The organism is Tsuneonella aeria (assembly GCF_009827495.1).
GTDB classification, from domain to species: domain Bacteria; phylum Pseudomonadota; class Alphaproteobacteria; order Sphingomonadales; family Sphingomonadaceae; genus Tsuneonella; species Tsuneonella aeria.
Genome location: NZ_WTZA01000001.1, coordinates 26,323 through 48,815 on the forward strand (window position 1 = coordinate 26,323; position 22,493 = coordinate 48,815).

25 protein-coding genes are annotated in these 22,493 nt (G+C 67.1%); 9 read left to right on the top strand and 16 right to left on the bottom strand.

The features are described from left to right. Positions 1-11: 11 nt before the first annotated feature. From plsX to GRI40_RS00145, 4 genes are all read left to right on the top strand, one after another. Complete coding sequence (gene plsX, locus GRI40_RS00130; protein ID WP_160609473.1) at positions 12-1,079, top strand: phosphate acyltransferase PlsX; 1,068 nt, start codon at positions 12-14, stop codon at positions 1,077-1,079. Beyond that, a complete protein-coding gene (locus GRI40_RS00135) occupies positions 1,076-2,041 on the top strand; it encodes a beta-ketoacyl-ACP synthase 3 (RefSeq protein ID WP_160609474.1) in 966 nt (321 codons plus the stop codon). The genes plsX and GRI40_RS00135 overlap by 4 nt, the downstream gene beginning before the upstream one ends. 100 nt (positions 2,042-2,141) lie before the next feature. After that, the gene (locus tag GRI40_RS00140) at positions 2,142-2,441 is read left to right on the top strand and encodes an integration host factor subunit alpha (RefSeq protein ID WP_202390102.1); all 300 of its coding nucleotides are present in this window, start codon (positions 2,142-2,144) and stop codon (positions 2,439-2,441) included. A gap of 10 nt (positions 2,442-2,451) precedes the next feature. Continuing rightward, a complete protein-coding gene (locus GRI40_RS00145; protein ID WP_160609475.1) occupies positions 2,452-2,868 on the top strand; it encodes a MerR family transcriptional regulator in 417 nt (138 codons plus the stop codon). Positions 2,869-2,897: 29 nt separating this feature from the next. Here the strand turns inward: GRI40_RS00145 and GRI40_RS00150 are convergent, their stop codons facing one another. The 4 genes from GRI40_RS00150 to GRI40_RS00165 all read right to left on the bottom strand — a co-directional run bounded on the left by GRI40_RS00150 (position 2,898) and on the right by GRI40_RS00165 (position 8,376). Beyond that, positions 2,898-6,320, bottom strand: coding sequence for a chromosome segregation SMC family protein (locus GRI40_RS00150; protein ID WP_160609476.1), 3,423 nt, complete (start codon positions 6,318-6,320; stop codon positions 2,898-2,900). A 32-nt stretch (positions 6,321-6,352) separates the two neighbouring features. After that, positions 6,353-7,099 (bottom strand): thioredoxin domain-containing protein, encoded by a 747-nt coding sequence (locus tag GRI40_RS00155; RefSeq protein WP_160609477.1) that lies wholly within the window; start codon positions 7,097-7,099, stop codon positions 6,353-6,355. Positions 7,100-7,171: 72 nt separating this feature from the next. After that, positions 7,172-7,846 carry a thioredoxin domain-containing protein gene (locus GRI40_RS00160; RefSeq protein ID WP_160609478.1) on the bottom strand — a complete coding sequence of 225 codons (675 nt, stop codon included), beginning with the start codon at positions 7,844-7,846 and terminating at the stop codon, positions 7,172-7,174. Then, positions 7,843-8,376, bottom strand: a complete 534-nt coding sequence (locus tag GRI40_RS00165) for a DUF721 domain-containing protein (protein ID WP_237488961.1) — start codon at positions 8,374-8,376, stop codon at positions 7,843-7,845. The genes GRI40_RS00160 and GRI40_RS00165 overlap by 4 nt, the downstream gene beginning before the upstream one ends. A 68-nt stretch (positions 8,377-8,444) precedes the next feature. On the opposite strand from GRI40_RS00165, the gene GRI40_RS00170 reads away from it, so the two are divergent. Then, on the top strand, positions 8,445-9,476 hold the full coding sequence (locus GRI40_RS00170) for an NUDIX domain-containing protein (protein WP_160611275.1): 1,032 nt from the start codon (positions 8,445-8,447) through the stop codon (positions 9,474-9,476). Here GRI40_RS00170 and GRI40_RS00175 read toward each other — a convergent pair. Next, positions 9,473-9,694 (bottom strand): hypothetical protein, encoded by a 222-nt coding sequence (locus tag GRI40_RS00175; protein ID WP_160609480.1) that lies wholly within the window; start codon positions 9,692-9,694, stop codon positions 9,473-9,475. The two genes, GRI40_RS00170 and GRI40_RS00175, sit on opposite strands and share 4 nt — an antisense overlap. Before the next feature lie 75 nt (positions 9,695-9,769). Here GRI40_RS00175 and GRI40_RS00180 point away from each other — a divergent pair, with 75 nt between their 5' ends. The 3 genes from GRI40_RS00180 to GRI40_RS00190 are packed head-to-tail and all read left to right on the top strand — an operon-like array spanning position 9,770 to position 12,659. After that, positions 9,770-11,122: a serine hydrolase domain-containing protein gene (locus tag GRI40_RS00180; protein ID WP_237488962.1), complete on the top strand. Its 1,353-nt coding sequence runs from the start codon at positions 9,770-9,772 to the stop codon at positions 11,120-11,122. Further along, positions 11,119-11,988 (top strand): NAD(+) diphosphatase, encoded by an 870-nt coding sequence (gene nudC / locus GRI40_RS00185; protein WP_337190450.1) that lies wholly within the window; start codon positions 11,119-11,121, stop codon positions 11,986-11,988. Before GRI40_RS00180 ends, nudC begins: the two co-directional genes overlap by 4 nt. Beyond that, complete coding sequence (locus GRI40_RS00190; RefSeq protein WP_160609481.1) at positions 11,985-12,659, top strand: DsbA family oxidoreductase; 675 nt, start codon at positions 11,985-11,987, stop codon at positions 12,657-12,659. Before nudC ends, GRI40_RS00190 begins: the two co-directional genes overlap by 4 nt. Before the next feature lie 2 nt (positions 12,660-12,661). Here the strand turns inward: GRI40_RS00190 and GRI40_RS00195 are convergent, their stop codons facing one another. The 3 genes from GRI40_RS00195 to mgtE form a co-directional block, all read right to left on the bottom strand. Continuing rightward, positions 12,662-12,919 (bottom strand): hypothetical protein, encoded by a 258-nt coding sequence (locus tag GRI40_RS00195; RefSeq protein ID WP_160609482.1) that lies wholly within the window; start codon positions 12,917-12,919, stop codon positions 12,662-12,664. A 59-nt stretch (positions 12,920-12,978) separates the two neighbouring features. Further along, positions 12,979-13,371 (bottom strand): DUF1489 family protein, encoded by a 393-nt coding sequence (locus GRI40_RS00200; RefSeq protein ID WP_160609483.1) that lies wholly within the window; start codon positions 13,369-13,371, stop codon positions 12,979-12,981. Between the two features lie 181 nt (positions 13,372-13,552). Next, the gene (gene mgtE, locus GRI40_RS00205) at positions 13,553-15,007 is read right to left on the bottom strand and encodes a magnesium transporter (protein WP_160609484.1); all 1,455 of its coding nucleotides are present in this window, start codon (positions 15,005-15,007) and stop codon (positions 13,553-13,555) included. A 101-nt stretch (positions 15,008-15,108) separates the two neighbouring features. Here mgtE and GRI40_RS00210 point away from each other — a divergent pair, with 101 nt between their 5' ends. Then, positions 15,109-15,573, top strand: coding sequence for a peptidylprolyl isomerase (locus GRI40_RS00210; RefSeq protein ID WP_160609485.1), 465 nt, complete (start codon positions 15,109-15,111; stop codon positions 15,571-15,573). An 11-nt stretch (positions 15,574-15,584) separates the two neighbouring features. Here GRI40_RS00210 and GRI40_RS00215 read toward each other — a convergent pair whose 3' ends face one another. The 8 genes from GRI40_RS00215 to GRI40_RS00250 all read right to left on the bottom strand — a co-directional run bounded on the left by GRI40_RS00215 (position 15,585) and on the right by GRI40_RS00250 (position 22,464). Next, complete coding sequence (locus GRI40_RS00215; protein ID WP_160609486.1) at positions 15,585-16,310, bottom strand: EcsC family protein; 726 nt, start codon at positions 16,308-16,310, stop codon at positions 15,585-15,587. Positions 16,311-16,367: 57 nt separating this feature from the next. Next, on the bottom strand, positions 16,368-17,249 hold the full coding sequence (locus tag GRI40_RS00220) for a LysR substrate-binding domain-containing protein (RefSeq protein ID WP_160609487.1): 882 nt from the start codon (positions 17,247-17,249) through the stop codon (positions 16,368-16,370). A gap of 74 nt (positions 17,250-17,323) precedes the next feature. Continuing rightward, entirely contained in the window at positions 17,324-18,244 is a 921-nt protein-coding gene (locus GRI40_RS00225) for a hemolysin family protein (protein WP_160609488.1), read from the bottom strand. 25 nt (positions 18,245-18,269) lie between these two features. Then, positions 18,270-18,752, bottom strand: a complete 483-nt coding sequence (gene ybeY, locus GRI40_RS00230) for an rRNA maturation RNase YbeY (protein ID WP_160609489.1) — start codon at positions 18,750-18,752, stop codon at positions 18,270-18,272. Between the two features lie 4 nt (positions 18,753-18,756). Continuing rightward, positions 18,757-19,785 carry a PhoH family protein gene (locus GRI40_RS00235; protein WP_160609490.1) on the bottom strand — a complete coding sequence of 343 codons (1,029 nt, stop codon included), beginning with the start codon at positions 19,783-19,785 and terminating at the stop codon, positions 18,757-18,759. A 113-nt stretch (positions 19,786-19,898) separates the two neighbouring features. Continuing rightward, entirely contained in the window at positions 19,899-21,242 is a 1,344-nt protein-coding gene (gene miaB / locus GRI40_RS00240) for a tRNA (N6-isopentenyl adenosine(37)-C2)-methylthiotransferase MiaB (protein ID WP_160609491.1), read from the bottom strand. Positions 21,243-21,289: 47 nt separating this feature from the next. Next, positions 21,290-22,042 (bottom strand): lysophospholipid acyltransferase family protein, encoded by a 753-nt coding sequence (locus GRI40_RS00245; RefSeq protein ID WP_160609492.1) that lies wholly within the window; start codon positions 22,040-22,042, stop codon positions 21,290-21,292. Beyond that, entirely contained in the window at positions 22,042-22,464 is a 423-nt protein-coding gene (locus GRI40_RS00250; RefSeq protein WP_160609493.1) for a Fur family transcriptional regulator, read from the bottom strand. The genes GRI40_RS00245 and GRI40_RS00250 overlap by 1 nt, the downstream gene beginning before the upstream one ends. Between the last annotated feature and the right edge of the window lie 29 nt (positions 22,465-22,493).

Here is a 22,493-nt window from a genome sequence, read left to right on the forward strand (position 1 = left end):
GTCGTATCGCCATGAGTTTGCCGCGTATCGCCGTCGATGCGATGGGCGGCGACGAAGGCGTGCAGACGATGATCTCCGGTGCGGCACTTGCCCGCCGGCGGCACGACAAGTTCAAGTTCCTTCTGGTTGGTGACGAGACGCGGATCAAGGCCGCGCTCGATGCCCACCCGAACCTGCGCGGCGCGTCCGAGATTCTCCACGCCGAAGATGTGGTGTCAGGGGACGAGAAGCCGACCGCCGCCCTTCGCCGCGCTCGCAAGACCAGCATGGGGCTGGCGGTCGACGCCGTAAAGCGCGGCCAGGCGGGTGCCGCGGTCAGCGCCGGAAACACCGGCGCGCTCATGGCGATGAGCAAGCTGGCGCTTCGCACGATGCCCGGAATCGATCGGCCGGCGCTCGCCGCCTTGCTGCCGAGCCTGGGCGACAACGATGTCATCATGCTCGACCTGGGCGCGAACACCGAATGCGACGCGCGCAACCTTATTCAGTTCGCGATCATGGGCGCGGCATATTCCCGCATCGTCACCGGGCGCGACGCGCCGCGGGTGCGCCTGCTGAACATCGGGACCGAGGAAACCAAGGGCACTGACGAGCTTCAGCAAGCTGCCCAGCGGCTGCGCGCAGCGACCGGGCTGGCGATGAGTTTTGACGGGTACATCGAAGCGGACAAGATCAACCGCGGAACGTGCGACGTCGTGGTGACCGATGGCTTTTCCGGCAACATCGCGCTGAAGGCGATCGAAGGCGCGGCCCGCTTTGTCACGGATCTTCTGCGCACGGCGTTCACCAGTTCACTCCGGTCGAAAGTGGGGTTCCTGGTTTCGCGCCCGGCCACTGAACTGCTCAAGCATCATCTCGACCCCAACAACCACAATGGCGCCGTCTTTCTCGGCCTCAACGGCGTGATCGTGAAAAGCCACGGCAGCGCGAACGCCGCCGGGGTGGCCAATGCGGTGGACGTGGCCGCCCGACTGCTGGAAGATGACCTGACCAAGCGGATCGCCGCCGACTTGTCGGAACTTGGCGAAATCCGCGTGCGCGGCCGGGCTCGCGCGCGGGCGGAAGGCGAGTCGGCGTGATCCGATCCGTCGTGCTGGGATCGGGCTCTGCCCTGCCACACCGTGCGGTGAGCAACGCCGAGCTTGCGGAGCAGGTCGACACGACCGACGAATGGATCGTGGAACGAACGGGAATCCGCAATCGCCATATCGCGGGGGAGGGGGAAACGACCGCCTCACTCGCCGCGGATGCCAGCCGCCGCGCGCTGGAGGCAGCGGGCCTCGAACCTGGCGATATCGGCCTGATCGTCCTCGCCACCGCGACCCCGGACCAGACATTTCCCGCCACCGCCACCAAGGTGCAGGATCTCCTGGGCTGCCACGGCGGCATTGCGTTCGATGTGGCGGCGGTTTGCTCCGGCTTCCTCTACGCGCTCGCCACCGCTGATTCGATGCTGCGCGCCGGCATGGCGAAGCGGGCGCTGGTGATCGGGTCCGAAACGTTCAGCCGGATTCTCGACTGGGAAGACCGGACGACCTGCGTGTTGTTCGGCGACGGCGCGGGGGCGATCGTGCTGGAGGCACGGGACGTACCCGAAGACGGCCCCGGCATCCTCTTCACCCAGCTTCACGCCGATGGTGCGCACAACGAACTGCTTTACGTCGACGGCGGCCCCTCGACCACGGGCACGGTGGGCAAGCTGCGCATGAAAGGGCGCGAGGTGTTCCGCCACGCGGTCGTGAACCTTGCCACAGTGCTCGAAGCCGTGCTGCGCGAAACCGCCTTCACGCCGACCGACGTGGACTGGGTTGTGCCCCATCAGGCCAACGCCCGCATACTCGATGCCACGGCGCGCAAGCTTGGGCTCCCGCCGGAGAAGGTCGTGGTCACGGTTGACCGGCACGCGAACACTTCGGCCGCGTCGGTGCCTCTGGCGTTCGACGTCGCCGTGCGCGACGGCCGGATCAAGCCGGGCGACCTCGTGGTGTTCGAGGCTATGGGCGGCGGCTTCACCTGGGGGGCAAGCCTCGTCCGCATGTGACTTTGCGACAAGTTGCGCCGATAAAGCGTTGCGGCTACGCGCAAAATGCATAGTGTGCGATACGCATTCGGGTCGCGCCAGAACACAGGAGTAAGGCGCCATGATGCGTTCGGTGGGTACGCTGACACGCGCTGACCTTGCGGACACGATCAACCGCAAGTTGGGATATTCGCGCGCAGAGGCGCTCGATCTGGTCGAAGCCATCCTGCGCCACATGTGCCAGGCAATGGCGAACGGCGAGAACGTGAAGATTTCCGGGTTCGGCACCTTCGTGCTGCGCGACAAGAAGGAACGGGTCGGACGCAATCCCAAGACCGGGGTGGAAGTGCCGATCACGCCGCGGCGGGTGATGACCTTCCGCGCCAGCCAACTGCTGAAAGAGCGGGTGGCCAACGGGTAGGAACGGGGCTGTGGCGGCATTCGACGACGGCAAGGACAGCGGCGCGCTCCGCACGATCGGGGAACTGAGCGCTGCGCTCGGCATCAAGCCGCACGTGCTGCGCTATTGGGAAGACCAGTTCCCCATGCTCAAGCCGCTGAAGCGTAGCGGTGCCCGCCGTTACTACCGGGCCGCGGACGTTGCCCTGGTGCAGGAAATCGACCGGCTCGTGAACCGTGAAGGCTACACGCTGCGGGGCGCGCGGACGGCTTTGAAGGACTTCCGGGCCGGGGCGGCCCCGAGCGGGGCCACGTCTGCCGAACCCTTGGAACACGCCTCCCTGTTCGATACGCCGCGTGCGCCATCGCCCCCATCCGGGGTGCCAAGCGATATCGAGACCAGGCTGCGCGCCATTCGCCAGAAATTGTCCGACGCGATGGCACAGTAGCCGCCGCGCGCGATCGATCTCGACGCGCGCTATTCCGCGGCCATGAGGGCCGCTTCGCCAAGGTCCACACTGACCAATCGGCTGACCCCGCGTTCCACCATCGTCACCCCGAACAATCGGTGCATCCGGCTCATCGTTACCGCATTGTGCGTTACGATGAGGTAACGGGTGTCGGTTTCGGCGACCATCGAATCGAGCAGGTCGCAGAAACGGTCGATATTGGCATCGTCGAGCGGCGCATCGACTTCGTCCAGCACGCAAATCGGCGCAGGATTTGTGAGGAACAGCGCGAAGATAAGGGCGATGGCGGTGAGAGCCTGCTCGCCCCCGGACAGCAAGGTCAGCGATTGCAGGCGCTTTCCCGGCGGCTGGACGAAAATCTCCAGTCCGGCCTCTAGCGGATCGTCGCTGTCGACAAGCGCCAGGTGTGCCTGTCCGCCTTCGAACAGCCGCGTGAACAGGCGGCGGAAGTGCGTGTCCACCTGCTCGAACGCCGCGCGGAGCCGTTCCCGCCCCTCGCGATTGAGATTGCCGATCGAGCCGCGCAGTCGGTTGACCGCCTCGGAAAGCTCCGCCTGCTCGGCTGCATTGCTCCCGTGTTCGGCCTCAATCCGTGACAGTTCCTCCGAGGCGACGAGGTTGACCGGTCCGATCCGTTCGCGGTTGGCGACCAGGCGGTCCATCTCCTCGCTTTCCGCATCGGCGGCGCCCACCGCTTCGGCTGCAAAGCCCAGCCGCCCGGGCAGGAGCGGGGGCGGGCACTGGAACCGCTCGCCCGATACGCGCGCCGTCTCCTCGCGCCGCTGCGCCTCGCTCTCTGCCCGCGCCGCAAGGCCCGCGCGTGCTTCGCGGGCCTGCGCTAGGTCCTCGGTCGCCTTGGCAAGCGCACGGTCGGCAGCGTCGGCATTCGATTGGCTCTCCGTGACCGCCGCTTCCGCCTGCGCGAGCTCTTCGCCGATCCGGGTGCGGACGGTATCGCCTCGTTCGATTTCGCGCATCAGGCCGGCGGGCTTGGCGGCCACGATCGCCCGCTCCTCCTCGATCTCGTCGAACCGCGCGCCCATGCTTGCGAGCCGGCGCGCCGCCTCGCCCGAGCGCGCCTGCCATCCGGCAATGTCGGCCCGCTGCGACGCAGTGCGCTCGCGCGCGACGGCGAGCGCCTGATCGTGGGCCGCAAGCGCTGCGGTGGCCGCCTGCATCGCCGTGCGCGCTGTTTCGTGGCGCGTCTGTGCCGCAGCGAGCGCGGCGCGGCCGCTGTCAGGCGAGGGGAGCTTCCCGCGCAGCCCGGTCGCGGCGTCCAGGTCCCTGTCGGCCGCGGCGCGCTGCTTTTCGAGCTCGTCAGCGGCCGTCGCGAGCTCGGCAAGACGGGCGGCATGGCGCTCCATAGCCCCCTCCGCCTGGTCGAGGGCCCGCAAGGCATCGCGCTCGTCTTCGGACGCAGCCTGCACTGCGCGCTCGGCTGCAACCAGCGCGCGCTGGAGCGTGGCGAGTTCACCCTGCGTTGCCGCCGCCGCTGACTCAGCCTCCGCCAGTGCGGCGCGGCGGGGCGCAATCAGGGATTCCAGTTCGACCAGGCGATTTTCCGCCTCCAAGCGGGCCGCCTCGGCCGCGCCTTCGCCGCGTGCGACGAAACCGTCCCACCTGCGCAGCGCGCCGGCGGTCGTGACCAGCCATTCGCCCGGGCCCAGCTTGCGGCCATCGTCGCGATCCGCGACATGGACGAGCGCCAGGCGCGCCGCGAGCTGCGGCGGGCACCTGGTAACATGGCGTGCGAGCGCGTCCGGCACGGCGACGGGGGCATCGGAGCCTGTCCAGAAGCGTCCTTCACCACCATCCGTCGGCGCGCCCAGCGGTGCTTTCGCGTCGCGTCCCAGCACCGCAGCGAGCGCGCGTTCGTAACCAGGTGCCACGCGGACCGCATCGAGCGCCGCCGGCATCCCCTTCCGCCCAGCCGCCTGCCGGGCGCGGGCCTGCCGGTCTCGGTCGAGAGCGGAATGCTCGCGTTCCAACCCCGCAAGATCGGCGCGGGTGGCGGCGAGCGCTGTGGCAGCCTCGTCGCGCGCCGACTGCAGCGACTCCTTGCGGCTGCGCATCGATTCCAGCTGCGCCTGCGCGTCGACTAGCCGGGCTGAGGCTGACGCTGCGCGGTCCTTCGCCGCCTTCACAGCGATCTTCGGATCGTCCGACTGCATGAGAGCCGCTTTCGCGTCGGCCTGGCGCTTTATCTCGACCGCTATACGCGCCAAGCGCGCTTCGGCCTGAGTGACTTCCGCCTCGGCGACCCGCCATTCAGCCTCCACCCCCGCCTGGTCGGCAGTGGCCTTGGCGAGACCCAGTTCCGCCGTGCGCGATGCGCGGTCCGCATCCTCGAGCCGTGCGGCGAGTGCGGGCCGGCGTGTTTCGTCGGCTTGCAGTGCGGCGGACCCTGCGGCGAGGTCCTTCTCCAGCCGGACGAGCGCTTCGGCGGCATCGCGGGTAAGCCGATCAGCCTCGCCGCGATCCTCTTCGAGCCGGGTGCGCTGACGGTCAAGATCGGCAAGGCGCTGCTCGGCCGCCTCCAGTTGCGTGGTAAGCGCTGCCATTCGGTGGCCGTGTGCGGTCGCGTCGTCGCGCCGGTCGGCGCGTTCCTCGCGCGCCGTCGCCAGCGCTTGTGCGGCGAGCGCCTGGGCTTTCTGCGCCGCGCTGGCAGCCTCGGTCGCGGCGGTCACGCGGTCGGCTGCCTGACGCGCGTCTTCCTGCGCCGCATCGGCGGCGGCAGCAGCATCCCGCCACCGTGCAAAGACCACGCGCCCTTCCGCGTTGCGAATCTGGTCCGACAGCGCGGTGTATCGTTCGGCCTGGCGCGCCTGCCGCCGCAGCGTGGCAATCTGGCTGTCGAGGCCTGCCATGAGGTCTTCGAGCCGCGCCAGGTTGGCTTCGGTCTGGCGGAGCTTGCCTTCCGCATCGCGGCGGCGAACGTGAAGGCCCGCAATGCCGGCCGCTTCTTCAAGCATCATGCGGCGTTCGGCCGGCTTGGCCGCGATGACCTGCGCGATCTTGCCCTGGCTGACGAGCGCGGGCGAGTGGGCGCCGGTCGCCGCATCGGCAAAGGTCAGTGCCACATCCTTCGCGCGCACGTCCCGCCCGTTCACGCGATAGGCGCTGCCCGATCCCCGCTCGATTCGGCGAACAACCTCAAGTTCGCGGCCCTCGCTGTCGAGACCGGCCAGCACCACTTCGGCGAAGTTGCGCGGCGGGCGGCTGGCGGTCCCGGCGAAGATGACATCGTCCATCCCACCCGACCGCATGGACTTGGGCGAATTTTCGCCCATCACCCAGCGGATCGCTTCCAGGAGGTTGGACTTGCCGCAGCCGTTCGGCCCGACGATCCCCGTCAGCCCAGGTTCGATACGCAGTTCGCTGGGTTCGACGAAGCTCTTGAACCCGCTGAGCTTGAGACGCCGCAGCAGCATCCGCTTACCGCCTGTCGCCCCCCGCCCGGGCCTTACCGGGCGCCGGCGCGTTGCAGCATTGGCTCCAGCGTGGCCCAGGTCTGCGTGCCGACATTGGTGCCGTTGATGAAGAAGGTGGGCGTGCCCGTCACGTTGAGTTCGGTGGACTGGGTTTCCGAATTCTTGGCAATTTGCGTGGCGGTTTCCTCTTTGGCCAGGCAGGCGCGCGCCTGATCGCGCGAAACGCCCCGCTGGGCGAAGAAGTCGTAAAGGCCAGCGGCATTGGCCACGCCATCGAAACGCGCGGCGCCCTGCGCCTGGGTGGCAGCTTCCAGCGCCGCCTGGTTCGTCTGAATCTGCGCGAACATGCCCTCCATGTTGGCCCATCCCTGTTCGGCGAACGCGTGGAATGCCTGCGGGCCCGCACACCGCGCCAACACGGCGAAGGTCAGGTCGATCGGATCGTGGATCTGGTTGCGAAGCTCAAAGCTGACGCGGCCGGATTCGATATATTTCGACCGCAAGGGCTCCGCCGCGGCCTTCGAGAATTCGGCGCAGGGGTTGCAGGTATGACTGGCGTACTCGATCAGCTTGATGGGCGCGTTGGGGTTGCCTTCGACCACGCCGCCTTCGGGAGTGACGGACGCGACTTCCGACCAGCTTTGCCCGGCGGGCGGCGGAACGACCGCGACGGCGGCGCTTTCGGCCACGGTACCGTCGGGCGCGGCCTCTTCCGAATTGCAGGCGGCGAGCGCCAGCGAAGCGGTGAGTGCAAGGGTCGCGGTGCGAAGCTCGATCATGAAGGGCCTTTCGAATTGTGGCGGTATGCTAGCCCACCATGACCGGTCGGTGAAGCGGGCGGCCGCGATTGTTCACATCCGCGCATCGATCTGTGCGCGAAGGGTCTGCCAGTCGCTCGTTCCAGCGAGAAGCAAGCCGTCGAGCGCGAAGCTGGGGGTGGACGTAATGTTCCACTTCGCATCGTCGCTCGCGGTCTGCTCAGCCAGGCGCCGGGCGAGCGCTTCGTCCGACAGGCAGCGGTCGATCGCAATCCGCTCATATCCGCGGGTGGCCATCACGTCATACAGTTTCAAGTCCGAGGCAATCGCACGTCGGCGGGCAGAGCCGGGCCCGTTCGACCAACGCGATTTTTGGGCCGACGTGGCGCTGCGGGCGGCCGCGAGCCAGCGCGGCTGGCTGTTCATCAGGGCGGTGTGGTTGCGGTAGAACTTGATGGCCGGCCCGCAGTTGGCGAGCATGGCTGCGGTCAGGTCCACCGGATCCCGCACCACGTGGCGAATATCGACCCGCACTTTTCCAGTGGCGACATAGACCTCCATAGGATTGGAGGATTCGCGGGCGAAAGTGCCGCAGTGGGGGCACGTATAGCTGACGAATTCGGTCAGCTTTACCTTGGCGGCAGGGTTGCCGATGTTGTGTCCGCCGCCTGCGGTCTCGACCGTCGTCACCCAGTTGGTATTGGCGGAGACGGCCGAGGTGGCGGCAAGAGCCGCGGCGAATGCCACCGCGATCGTTGCGGATTTCACGTCTTGTCCTCCTGTTCGCCGAGCGTGCGGGCGAGCGATTCCAGCACCGCCCGCAATTCGGGATCGCCCACATCGCGAAGGCCTTCCCCCAGATCGAACGGCACCGGCTTCAGCGATGGGGGCCCGGCGCCGCGTTCCCTGGCCGGCAGCGGGTTAACCGTGCCTTGCCGGAGCTTGACCCGGGCCACAGCCTTGTAACCGAAGAAACGGTTCACCCGCTCGATGATCTCGGGAATCACGTGCTGGATCAGCGGCGCGTGGGCCGGCAGCACCACCAGTTGCAGGATGCCGTCCGCCTTTTCCCCGGGCGCGAAGCGGATCGCTTCCGGCGTGCAGACTTTCGCGTGATGCGCGCCGACGATCTCGGGCCAGCGCGTGACGACGCTCGACTGGACGAAACCGAAGCGGCGGAAGGCAGTGCGTCCGACCTGCGGCGTGAGGTCCGCGATAGCGCGTGCTGGACCGCCCCGCGGCCGTTCGTAACGGCGCGGCTCCATGGTCTTGCGCTTGGAAGGTGTGTCCCGTTCCATCGTCGGCGACGCCATGCCATAGGGCGCCGGTGACCGCCAGCCCGCGCGCCTCCCCCGCCGACCTTCTCGTGGACAGCCCATGCCACCCTGAAGAGAGGGAGGCACGCCGCTTGCTGGCATGGTACGATCTCAACGCGCGCAGGCTACCGTGGCGCAGCCCGCCGGGCACGCCGCCGCCGGAGCCCTACCGCGTCTGGCTGTCCGAAGTGATGCTGCAGCAGACGACCACCGCAGCGGTCGCGCCCTATTTCGCCCGCTTCATCGACCGCTGGCCGACGATAGGGGAGCTGGCCGCGGCGGACGAGGCCGACGTGATGGCTGCCTGGGCGGGGCTGGGCTATTACTCGCGGGCGCGCAACCTGGTGGCGGCGGCGCGGTTCGTAGCCCGGCGGGGCGGTTTCCCGAACAGCGAGGCAGGCCTGCGCGAATTGCCGGGAGTGGGCGCCTACATCGCCGCGGCGGTGGCGGCCATCGCGTTCGGGCGCCGCGCTGTCGTGGTCGACGCCAACGTGGAGCGGGTCGTCAGCCGCCTGTTCGCGATTGCCGAACCGCTTCCCGCTGCGCGCAAGGCGATCCGAACGGCGACCGACAGCATAACGCCGGCCGAGAGTTCCGGCGATTTCGCCCAGGCGATGATGGATTTGGGCGCGACGATCTGCACGCCGCGTGCCCCGCGCTGCCTGCTGTGTCCGCTTGCCCCCGATTGCGCGGCGCGGGCCGAGGGGGATCCGGCGCGATATCCGGTAAAGGCCGCGAAGAAGACGAAACCGTTGCGGCGCGGAAGGGCGTTGTGGATTGCGCGAAACGGTGCCGTCTGGCTCGTCCGCCGCGATGGCGAAACGCTGCTTGGCGGCATGCGCGCCCTGCCGGGGGACGGCTGGTCGGCACAGGCGGACGGAGAGGGCACACCGCCAGGTGACTGGAGAGATGGCGGCACGGTGCGCCATGGGTTCACACATTTTGATCTGGAGCTGACCGTCCTCGTCGCGCCGGAGGACGCTACGCCTGAGGGCGCGGGCGAGTGGTGGCCGATCGACCGGCTGGGCGAGGCAGGCCTGCCTACCGTCTTTGCAAAGGCGGCGCGCCGGGCGCTTACCTAGATGATTCCGCCGCCCAACATCAGTCGCAGCGCGGCGATGACCAGCACCACCAGGCAGAAATTGCGGCCGTGGTTGGACCGCGACAGTGCACCGACGCCCGCGCCGATGATCGCGATGGGCAGCACCACCCAGTTGCCCCATCCGAGGAAGGGTATGGCCGATGGGATCGCCAGCAGCAGCGCCACCAGGCCGATAACGATCGAAAGCACGTTCAGCATGTGTCCTACATGGCTAGCACACCCCGCCATTGCAAGGCCGATTGACCGCGCCGCCGCCATGCCGCACATCCTGAAATGAAACCGAATTCGGAGACGACGATGGCATTCAGGGATTCCGGCTCGCCGCAAATGTCGCGGCGCGGGCTGCTGCGTTCGGGCGCGCTGCTGGGTGCGGGCGCGGCACTGGGCGGTGCATCGTTCACGCGAGCCGCGTTCGCCCAGGATCCCGCCAGGTGGGCGCACGTCGCCCGGCTCGCCCGGCAGTATGTCGATGCGCGCAAGCTCGCCAGCGTTGTCGCTACACTCGGCTGGTGGCAAATGGCACCCGATACCGTCGCCTTCGGCAGCCTCACGCTGGGGCAGGATGCGCCCGCCACGATCGACAGCCTGTTCCGCATCTATTCCATGACCAAGCCGATCACCGGCATGGCGACGATGATGCTGATCGACGAAGGCAAGCTCGGGCTGGACCAGCCGCTCGCCGAAGTGCTCCCTAAGTTCGCCGACATGAAGGTTCAGAAGACTTACGACGGTTCGATCACCGATCTGGAGCCGTCTGCACGCCCGATCACGATCCGCCACTTGCTGACGCACACGGCCGGCCTCGGCTATTCGGTTGTCCAGAAGGGGCCGATCGCCGCGGCATATATCGCGGCGGGCCTCGTTCCTGGCCAGGTTTCGAAGCTGCCGCTCCCCGCCGCTTTCGGCCGAGGCACTTCGGTCCGCAGCCTGGAGGCGTTCGCGGACGGGCTGGCGAAGATGCCGCTGGTCGCGCAGCCGGGCACGCGCTGGGTCTATTCGGTGTCGCTCGATCTTCTTGGCCGCGTGATCGAGGTCGTATCCGGGCTGCCGTTCGACACGTTCCTGAAGGAACGCATATTCGATCCGGCGGGGATGGGCAGCACGTTCTTCCAGGTCCCCGCCAGCGACCTGGCGCGGCTGACGACGAACTATGGCGTTCTGGGCGGAACGCTCCTGCCGATCGATCCTGCGCGCCAGTCGGTTTATGCCGATCCGCCGGCGTTTCCCTTCGGGGGCGCGGGCCTGGTCTCGAGCGCGCGCGATTACGACCGGTTCCTGCGCATGCTGGCGGGATACGGCGCGATCGACGGCAAGCGTGTCATGAGTGAGGCGGCGGTGCGGCTCGGAACGTCCGACCTGCTGCCCGCCGGCGCGGACACCAGGGGCACGTTCGCCGACGGTTCGGGCTTCGGCGCGGGGGGCCGCGTGGGCCGGGGCGAGCAGGCCGGCATTTATGGCTGGGCCGGCGCGGCCGGGACGGTCGGCTTTGTGGACATGAAGCGCGGCCTGCGCGCCACCCTGATGACCCAGTACATGCCGGCCGAAGTCTATCCGCTGACGCAGGAGTTCTCGCGCGCCGTGCTGGCCGATGTCGCCGCGATGGCGGGGCAGCAGGCCGCGGCGTGATCGCCTTCAGCGGTTCGCCGATCGACCGGGCGGACAACCTCCGCTGCGATCCGGCGGCGCTCGCCGGCCTCATGGACTGGCGCGCCCGGCTGCTGCGGCTGGACGGACTGATGCCGGCCCTGGACGAACACGGCGGCCTGCTGTGGGGAACGCTGGCCGACTGCCCTCCGGAGGCGGAACTCGTGTTCCTGGGCCTTCTCGATGGCCGCCCCTGCTTCGCGCCGGTGCCCATGCACGGGGCGGACGGTCCGGCTTATGCCCAGCCGCAGGTGTGGCAGGCGATGCAGACGCTCTCCCCGGCCGATCTTGCGATCTATGGCGGCGCGCGGAGCCTGGTTGACTGGCACGCGCGCCACCGTTTCTGCGCGCGTTGTGGCGGGGGCACGTCGCTTGTCAAAGGGGGCTGGCAGCGGGACTGCGACGGATGCGGGGCGCAGCATTTCCCGCGGACCGATCCCGTCACGATCATGCTGGTGGAGCACGCAGACCGGCTGCTGCTCGGCCGCCAGCCGCGTTTTCCGCCGCGCATGTTCTCCGCGCTCGCGGGCTTCGTGGAACCGGGGGAGACGATCGAGGAGGCCGTCGCGCGCGAGGTGCTGGAGGAGGCCGGCGTACGGGTGCGCAGGGTCAGATACCTATCCAGTCAACCATGGCCCTTTCCCAGCCAGTTGATGATCGGTTGCCACGCCATCGCGCAAGACGATGCGCTGACAATCGATACCACCGAACTGGAAGAAGCGCGCTGGTTCACCCGCGCCGAGTTGCTGGAGGCGCGAGCGGCCGGACCGGAGGGAACGGGCGATCTCATCTTCCCGCGTTCCTTCGCCATCGCGCACCATCTCGTCACATGGTGGTTGGACCGATGATCGCGCGGGTCGATATCGCCATCTGGTCGGACGTGATGTGTCCATGGTGCGTGGTCGGCTACAAAAACCTCGAGCGTGCGCTCGCCATGCCGGACGGTGAAATCGTGGCCGAGGTGTGCTGGCTGCCCTTCGAGCTGAATCCGGACATGCCGGCCGAAGGTGAGGAGAGCCGCGCCCATATTGCCCGCAAGTACGGCCGCACGCCCGAACAGGCAGAGGCCAGCCGGACGATGCTGGCGGACCGGGCGCGCGCGGCCGGCTTCCCGTTCGATTACACCGACGAAGGCGATCCGCCGCCGTTGATGATGTGGAACACTTTCGGGGCGCACAAACTGATGTACTGGGCGCTGGAGAAATATGGGGCCGAGGCGCAGACGCGGCTCCAACTTGCGTTGTTTGCGGCGCATTTCCAGCGGCGCCAGAACGTATCCGATCACCGCATTTTGGTGGAGATCGCGCGGTCCGTGGGATTCGATCCCGGCGCAGCAAAGGCTGCGCTGAACGTTTCTTCGCTCGGCGACAAAGTGCGCGCGGAACAGCAGCGCGCATTCGAGCAGGGCATCACCGCAGTGCCGGCGGTCGAGATCGACAGTCAGTTCCTGGTCCCCGGCGCGCAGGAGCCGAACACCTACGTGAACGTGCTGCGCAAGGTGGTTGCGCGCCGGACTTAAGATCAATCGGGCGAGGTCGGCATCGCGTCGATCGTCTTGTCACCCTTTAACTCGTTTTGAGTCGGGTTGTCGGAGCCGGTTGCACGGTCGACCTCGTCGCCTTCCAGCGTGCCTTCGACCGACATCTGCTCGGCGCGGCTTCCGACATCGCGGGCAAGGTTGCCGCCGCCGGCGGAGCCCTGGGCGGTCGACCCGCCGGTCGCCTCTTCCTGAAGCGCGTCGATCAGGTCGTTATCGGGGTGGGGGTCGCGTTTGGTCATGATCTCTCTCCTGTGCGAAGGAAACGGGCCCCGCCGCGCGAATGTTCCGCGGCGCGCGGCTAGATGAGGCCCAGCTTCGCCAGACGCCCGGCCAGCCGCACGGGGATCGCGTCGCCGGCCACTTCGCCGGGGGCAAGGTCGCGCGGAGCCTTCGTTTCTTCCAGGTACCGCCAGCCTTGGTGCGCGCGCCGGGGGATCGGATCGACCAGGACCAGGCGGCCGGCCAAGCGAATGGTCCAATGTCCGTCCGGCCGCTCGTCAAAGCCGAGTATCTCGCACCGGGCGACGAGTGCATGATCCATGATCCAGTACAGCGATCCGCCAATCATCTCGGCGTGGCGCGTGGGTCGGTACCGGGTGCGCATATGCGCCTCTTCGTCCGCTTCTACCCACTGGCGCAGGTCCTCGATGGTTCGAGAGGTATAGGCGATCTTGGTCATGCTGAGCGGCATCGCCGTAACATAGGGGCTCGCCGCGGCGCATCCTACCCGCGCCCCTTCCTGCCCCGCGCGGCCGGGCTCTCCTGCAAGGCGGGCGCCGGGCTAGCTCGATCGATTCATGCGCGGTTCTCCGGAAGAAACCTGCCGCGCCGTGGTGGCCGTGGAACGCGCCTCAGAGGCTCAACCCCTGTCTTCAACCTCCCAGGCCGGCCGCCACCGCCAGCCCCAGAAAGGCAAGAAATCCCATCGAATCCGTGATCATGGTCACGAACACGCTCGACGCCACGGCTGGATCCTGGTCGAGCCGTTCGAAGAGCACCGGCACCACCACACCCGCAAGTCCGGCAACGACGATGTTGATCATCATCGCCGCCGCGATCACCCCGCCGAGCTGTGTCGTAAACAGCACCGCGACCGCGAGCCCGATCAGCACGGCCACCGTGGCCCCGTTCAGCAGCGCCACCCGCATCTCGCGCCACAACATCCGCCGGGTGTTGGCACGGGTCAGCTGGTTCATCGCAATGGCGCGCACGGTCACCGCCATCGTCTGGGTGCCGGCGTTTCCGCCGATGCTCGCCACGATCGGCATCAGCACGGCCAGCGCCACCAGTTCCTCGATCGCCGCGCCAAACATCGCGATGATCGCGCTGGCCACGACCGCGGTGCCAAGGTTGGCGATCAGCCAGCGCACGCGCGCGGTATAGGCGTCGCGGATCGGTTCGTTGATGTCGCCGTCGCCTGCGCCCGAAAGCAACAGCACGTCCTCCCCGGCTTCTTCGGAGATGATGTGGACCACGTCGTCCACCGTCATCTGGCCGACCAGCCGGCCGCTCTCGTCGACGACCGCGGCGGAGATCAGCGCATATTTCTGGAACATGTTGCCGACCTCTTCCTGGTCCATCGTCACAGGGATCAGGGTCTGATCGCGCTTCATCACGTCCGACAGCGCGATGTTGCGCGGGGTGCGAAGGATCCAGCTGAGCTGACAAGTGCCGACCGGATGGTGGGCCGGGTCGACCACGAACACCTCCCAGAACTCGGTCGGAAGGTGGACGGCGTTCGCATCGCGCAGGTAATCGATGAGGTCCCCGACGGTCAGGTGTTCGGGGACAGCAACGAATTCGCGGCTCATCAGGCGGCCGGCGGTCTCTTCAGGATAGGCGAGCGCGCTTTCGATAGCGGCCCGGTCCTCGGGCTCCATCTCGGCCAGGATGGCCGCCTGTTCAGCGGGTTCGAGGTCCTCGATCAGCTGGACCGCGTCGTCGGTTTCGAGCTGTTCAACGATCTCGGCCACGGCCTCGGGCGCGAGCGCCTCGATCATGTCATCGCGAACGTGATCGTTCAATTCGGCGATCACATCGCCGCTCATGAGGTCGGTGATGGCGGCAGCAAGCAGAGGGCGCTGCTCGGCGTCGAGCAGTTCGAACAGGTCGGCGACGTCCGCCGGGTGCAGCGGTTCGACCAGCGCGTAGGCCCGGGCCCTTTCGCCGCCCTCGATCGCCTCCACGACCGCGCGGACGTAGGCGGGCTTCAGGCGGTTGTCGGCATCGTGGCGTTCGTCATCCACGCGGTCGTCGGGCCGCCCGGCGTCGTCGTCGGCGCGCGGGCCGTCGCGCGGATCGTCGATCAGGGCCTCATCGTCCGCCATGGTCGCGGCATTAGGGAGGCGAGAGGGAAACGCAAGCGACGGGTGACTTTGGCCGCTCCGGCCCTATATCGGCGCGCGACAGCCAAGCAGGAGACTTGAAGATGGCCGCCGAAACGCTGACTTTCACCCTCGACACCGGGAACGGGGAGGGCGGCGACGTCGTCATCCGTCTTCGCTCCGACCTGGCGCCTGGCCACGTCGAACGGATCACCGAACTCGCCCAGGAAGGCTTCTATGACGGGGTGGTGTTCCACCGGGTCATTCCCGGCTTCATGGCCCAGGGCGGCGATCCGACCGGTACCGGCATGAGCGGCAGCAGCAAGCCCAACCTCGCGCAGGAATTCAGCGCAGAACCGCACGTGCGAGGCACCTGCTCGATGGCGCGCACGAACGATCCCAACAGCGCCAACAGCCAGTTCTTCATCTGCTTCGACGACGCCCGGTTCCTCGACAAGCAGTACACCGTGTGGGGCCAGGTGGAGAGCGGCATGGAGCATGTCGACGCCCTGCCGAAGGGCGAGCCGCCGCGCGCCCCCGGCAAGATCGTCAAGGCAACCGTCGCCTGACGATGGCCTTCCTACCCGGCGGCTGCCTTCAGTCGCCGGGCCTGGAATGCGAACCGTGCGGCCTTCGAGACGTCTTCCTGGAAGGACCGGTTGACCATCAGACCCACGGCAGACCCGGCGACGGGCACCAGCATGCCCATCCTCCGCCGGAATGAGGCGAGGGCGAGGGCGCGCGAAATCCGTTCCACCGCGGCATCCACCATCGGCGTGGACGCGTCGCCCTCGACAGGCTTCAGCACGCCGCCATCGCCAATGGCGCGTTCGATCCCCTCGATCCGCTGGCGCCGCTCCTCCGGCTCATTGAGTGACGCCAACTCGAGGATCTGCAGGCGGAAGAGCTTCTCCGCTTCACCCGCGCCGTCGTAGCCATAGGCCCGGCCGGTATCGCGAATATTGCGCATCGCGATGGCGATTGTGGCCGGGATATCCATACCGGCCGATATCGCGCCGCCGAAGCCCGCCGCGGCGCCCGTGGCGCCGTTGACGTTCTTTGCCAGCCGCTCGATCTTCAGAGCCGCCGCGCGGCTCGCCTCCAGGTCAGCAGGATCGTGACGAATTGGGCCCAGCGACCGGGCACCGGCAGCGCTGTCGATCGCCTTCACGGCCTGTTCGACGATGGCGTTGGGCACCACGCTCGCCAAAGCCTTGCCGAACGGGTTCGTCAGCCGCTCGATGCCTCGACCAAGCCGCGACGGCTTGGCATTGCGGTACGCGTCCTGTTCCTTGCGAATGTCCACTGTGTTCTTGCTCCCTGATTGCCAACCGCGAACACGCGAAGGCAGGCAAACGTTCCGTCAGAGCCCGGCGGCGACGAGCCAGTCGTGGAACAGCCGCACCTGCCGCTGTTCGAGGTCGCGCGGGCGGCACACGAACCAGTAGGAATAGGGGCTGGGCACGTCGATGTTGAACAGCCGCGCCAGCCGCTTGTCCCCGGCGCGATTGAAGTGCTCGTCATGCATGATCGCGATGCCGAGGCCCTGCGCCGCCGCTTCGAGGAGCAATTGCCCCGAATCGTAGTGATCGATGGCCGCCGGCTCGAACCGCAACAGACCCATCGCTTCGCGCCAGGCAATGAAGCTGTCCGGCAGTTCATTATGGACCAGGAACGTCTGCTTCGACAGCAGTTTGGGATCCGGCATATCGCCAAGTTCGGCGGCAAGCTCGCGCGAGGCGATCGCGTATACCTGGTTGTGATCGAGGCGCACGGAATGCAGGTTCGCATCGGGCTGCTGCGCCAGGACGATCGCGGCATCCAGGGTATCGCCCACCCGATCGAGCAGGTGGGGGCCGGTGTCGATGTCGATGTGGAGGCGCGGGTGCAGGCGGCGCAGTTCGCCGAGCCGCGGGAACAGGCGCTGGCTCCCGAACAAGGGCAGCACCCCGAGATGCAGGCGCATGACCCCGACATTGTCCGATTGGGACTCGACTGCGGCGGCCAGCGCTTCGATCAGTGGGGCGACCGCGTCGTAGAAGGACCGGCCCTCGTCGGTCATCTGCATGGTCTGGTGCGCGCGAGTGAACAGCTTGCGCCCGACGAATTCTTCCAGTGTGCCGATGCGCCTCGAAAGCGCCGACGGGCTGAGCCCGAGTTCGGCCGCGGCCGCGCGCGCGGAACCCAGCCGAACCACGCGCAGGAACGCTTCAAGGGCGCGAAGAGGCGGGAGACGGCGGCTCATGCGAGCGAGGGAATGATGGGGCCGGGCGGGGTTGTCGAGAGGCAATATTCGCGGGCGCGCCGCGGGCGCAGCGATTATTCTTCCGGTTCCACCTTCGGCCGCGGCGGGTGGAGGCGAAGCCGCTTCACATGGGTGTCATCCGCGTCGGTCACTTCCATCTGCCAACCGCTGGGATGGGTCACGACCGCGCCCACCTCGGGCACGGATTCCGCGAGGATGAAGGCCAGTCCGCCGAGCGTATCGATGGCTTCCTCCACTTCGGCAAGGCGGGGGTCGATCCGCTCCGCTACGTCGTCGAGCTCCGCGCGCGCGTCGCAATCCCACATGTTCGCGCCGAGGGGGACGATCATCTCCTCGGCCTCTTCGTCGTGCTCATCCTCGATATTACCAACGATTTCCTCGACGAGATCCTCGATCGTGATGATGCCGTCGGTGCCTGAGTATTCGTCGAGCACCACGGCGAGATGGGTGCGATGCTGGCGCATGTCCGCCAGTACGTCGAGGGCGTTTCTGGCCTGGGGCACGTAGAGGGGCTGGCGCATCAGGCTGGTCCAGTCGCTCGGCGGAGCCGCCCCGGTCGCGATGATCGGGAACACATCCTTGATGTGGATCATCCCGATAACCTCGTCGAGGGTCTCGCGATATACGGGCAGGCGCGAATGGCCGTTTTCGGCAAAGGCCCTGACAACTTCGTCCCACGGCGCGTCCGCCTTCAGCGCGATGATCTGCCCGCGCGGGATTGCGACGTCGTCGGCATCGTGCTCGCTGAAATGGAGCAGGTTCTTGAGCATCTGACGCTCAACCGGGGACAAATCCCCGGTGACGCCGGTCGGCCCGTCCGGGGCGTCATGTGCGGCGGTATGTTCGTCGATCGCGTCTTCGAGCTGTGCGCGGAGCGAGCGTGAGCCGTCGTCGGTGTCGAAGAACCTGCGGATCGCATGCCACAGGCTGCGGTTACTGTCCGGCTCTCCGGACTGCGAATCGTTGTCGGGCATCGCCCAATGCATTCCCCGTTATGGATCAACCGGTCCCGTATGGGTCGGCGATGCCCATGAGCGCAAGAGCCCTTCGCTCCAGACCTTCCATCCTTTCGGCGTCCGCATCCTCCCCGTGGTCGTGGCCGGCCAGGTGCAACAGTCCGTGGATCAGCAGATGAGCGGTGTGATCGGGCACGGTGATGCCTTTTTCCTCGGCCTCGCGCGCGCAGACACCCCATGCCAGCGCGATATCCCCCAGCATCTCCGGGCCACCTTCCGTGGGGAGAGCGAGAAGCTGCGTGCGCCCGATCATCGGAAAGGACAGGACGTTGGTGGGCACGTCCTTCGCACGCCATTCCCGGTTGAGGGCGCGGACCTCGGCATCAACGGTAAAAAGGACGCTGGCGGAGAGACGCGGGTTTGCGAGCTCGGCTGCGATCGCCGTCGCCGCGTCCAGCGCCCGTTCTGCAAGGTCGGCCCAATCGACCCCGTCGGGCCAGCCATCGATATCGATATCGAGGATCATGGGACTACGCTGACGGACCCTCGTATGCTTCGACGATCCGTCCCACGATGGGATGGCGCACGACATCGGCCGCGGTAAAGCGGCTGACGGCGATCCCCTCGACACCTTCCAGCTTCTCCACCGCGTCGGCGAGGCCGCTCATGCGTTCACCGCCCGGAATGTCGATCTGCCGCGGATCCCCGCACACGACCATGCGGCTGTTCTGACCGAACCGGGTGAGGAACATCTTCATCTGTTCGCGGGTGGTGTTCTGCGCTTCGTCCAGGATGACGAACGCATCAGCCAGCGTACGGCCGCGCATGAAGGCGATCGGAGCGACCTCGATCACGCCGCTCGCGATGTGCCGTTCCACCTGTTCCGGCGGGAGGCAGTCATACAGGGCGTCGTACAGCGGGCGAAGGTAGGGATCGACCTTCTCCTTCATGTCCCCGGGGAGGAAGCCGAGCTTTTCGCCGGCTTCGACCGCAGGGCGGCTGAGGATCAGCCGCTGCACGCTGCCGGTTATGAGTTGGCTGACCGCCTGGGCAACCGCCAGGTACGTCTTCCCGGTGCCGGCCGGACCGAGCGCGAAGACGATATCCTGGCATGCCAGTTGCTGCATGTACGGGATTTGTCCCGCGCTGCGCGGCACGATGGTCTTGCGGCGGGTGCGAATCATGATCGGCGGCGCATCGTCACCGCCGCGCACGATGCCTTCGAGCGTGGGCTCGACCGACATTGCGATCAGCGCTTCGATTGCACCGGAATCGAGTTCCTGGCCCATGGCCAGGCGTTCGTACATGGCCTTCAGGGTATCGCGTGCGCGGGCGACCGCGTCCTCCGCTCCTTCGATCTGCACCCGGTCTCCACGGGCAGAGATGAACACGCCGAGCCGATTTTCCACCTGCACCAGGTTCGCGTCGAATTGCCCGAACAGGGGGCCGAGCAGGCGCTGTTCCGCAAAGGCGATCTCGCTGCGCGCACGCCGCGGGGCGTGAGCGGGCGCGTTCTGGGACGATAGCGCCGTGTCGGCGCGGACAGGTTTGCGGGCCATGCGCTCCTTTCGTGTTCGAGTCGGAAAGGTAAGCGCACGCGGGCCTTAGACAAGCCAGGCGTAAAGGCGCGATGGTGGATAAATGGGATCAGGCGGCACTCGCCGCCGGCCTGTCAGCGCCCGACGGTTCGAAGAACACGGCCTGCGAGCGAGTTGTCGCCAGCCTCGACCAGTTCGACTTCCACGAAGTCGCCAACCGCGTAATCGCCATCGAAATGGACCGATTGCAGCCAGGGCGACTTGCCCAGCCACTGGCCTGGCCGTTTGCCGCGCCGCTCGACCATGACGTCGCAGGTTTTCCCGACACTCGCCCGATTGAATGCGCGTTGGTGCCGATTGAGCGCGGACTGGAGCCTCTGCAGGCGATCGTCCATCACTTCGGCCGGAACCTGCCCATCCATCGATGCCGCCGGAGTGCCGGGCCGGGGGGAGTACTTGAAGCTGAAGCACTGCGCATAACCAACCGCGTCCACCAAATTCAGTGTCTCGGCGAAGTCCGCTTCGGTCTCGCTCGGGAAGCCGACAATGAAATCGCCCGAAAGCGCGATATCGGGGCGCGCTTCGCGAAATCGCTCGAGCAGGCGCAAATACCCGTCCGCGGTATGGCTGCGATTCATGGCGCGTAGGATGCGGTCCGATCCAGCCTGAACCGGAAGGTGCAGGAACGGCATCAGCTTGTCGATCTCACCATGCGCGGCGATCAGGCCGTCCGTCACATCGGCAGGGTGGCTGGTCGTGTAGCGGATCCGCTTCAAGTCGGGCAGGCGGGCGATCACGCGGATCAGGCCGTCGAGACCGACCGGGCGTCCGCCGTCATCGGTTCCCGACCAGGCGTTCACGTTCTGGCCGAGAAGCGTGATTTCGCGGGCGCCAGCCTCAACGAGCGCCTGTGCTTCGGTGACAAGATCGCGGTACGGCCGCGAAATCTCCGCACCGCGCGTGTAGGGCACCACGCAGTACGTGCAGAACTTGTCGCAACCCTCCTGCACGGTCAGGAACGCGCCGGGTGCGGAGCGACGACGCGCGGGCAGGGCATCGAACTTCGCAATCGGCGGCATATCGGTATCGGTGGATCGCTCTCCCTGCAGCGCGCTGTCGAGCATCGCCGGCAGCCGGTGATAGGCCTGCGGGCCGACGACCATGCTGACCGCGGGCGCGCGTGCCATGATCTCCTCGCCCTCCGCCTGCGCGACGCACCCTGCGACGGCGATGAGCGGGGTGCGGCCGGACTTCCGCCCGGCCTTGGAGAGCCGGCCAATGTCCGAATAGACCTTTTCCGCGGCCTTTTCGCGAATATGGCAGGTGTTGAGGACGACCAGATCGGCCTCTTCACCGTCCGCCGCGCGCGTGATGCCCTGTTCCCTCAGCAAGTCGGCCATGCGCTCGCCGTCATAGACGTTCATCTGGCAGCCGAAGCTCTTGATGCGGAAGGTAGATGGGCGCGCGATCACGGTCATGGCGGCGGCGCCCTAGCCGATCCGGGCGGCGAGTGCCACCCAGCGACCTAGGTGACGAACGCCCGAAGCAATGCCGACTGCGCCGCAGCGGAGATGGCCTTCCGCCCGGCAAGGTCGGCTCCCTCCAGCGTCGGCAGGAAGCGTAGCGACAGGTGTATCGGCCGCGTGCGTGCAAGAATGCGCAGGAAATTGTCCATCCCGGGTTCGTCGCCGACCCACGCGATGCGCGCGGATTCGCTGTAATGGAGCAGGACGGGCTGTACACTCGCCCCCGCGGGCAGGGGCTCGGTGGCGGACAGCAGCGAGGACTTGAACGGCAGCAGGCCGGAGCCGTCGCTTGTCGTCCCTTCGGGAAAGAGTGTCAGGCTGCCACGTGCGGCCATGGCTTGCCGCACCTGTTCCACCTGCGCGGCGATGCTGGCGCGATCATGACGCGCGATGAAGACCGTGTCGTTCATTTCGCAAAGCCATTTCAGGAACGGGAACTGGGCAAGTCCGTCGTGCGCCACGAACGCGGTTCCGGTCGCGTTCGCCAGGGCCGGAATGTCGAGCCAGCTGACGTGATTGGCGAGCAGCAGCGCGCCTCGTGCGGGTCGCCCTTCGACATGCACGCGCAAGCCAGCAATCGCACCGATCGACGAGAGAAAAACCCGCGGCCACCAGCGCCCGGCGCCGACAAGCCGCCACAGGATGTGGAGGGGCGCGCAAATGACAAGCGAAAGCAGCATCAGGAACAGCCGAATGCCGACAAGCGCCCAGCCAAGTGGATGGATGCGCTGTACTGACAGGGTCTGCGGCATCAGCCCTCGCGGTCTTGCCGGACCCCGAATAATTCCATGCGGTGATCGACCAGTCGGTAGCCCAATTTGGCGGCGATCTGTCGCTGCAGGGCTTCGAGCTCCGGATCGACGAATTCGACCACCTTGCCCGTTTCCACGTCGATCAGGTGGTCGTGGTGGGCCTCCGGCGCCGCTTCGTAGCGGGCGCGGCCATCGCCGAAATCGTGCCGGTCGAGGATGCCGGCTTCTTCGAACAAGCGCACCGTCCGATAGACCGTGGCGATCGAGATGCGGGGATCGATTGCCGATGCGCGCTTGTGCACCTGTTCGACATCCGGGTGATCGTCACTTTCGGACAGGACGCGCGCTATCACGCGGCGCTGGTCCGTGATGCGCAGCCCGCGTTCGGCGCAGAGCTGCTCGATGTCGATCGTCTGGTGCAAACCCTTGCCTGTCGCTCAATCGGTTGACG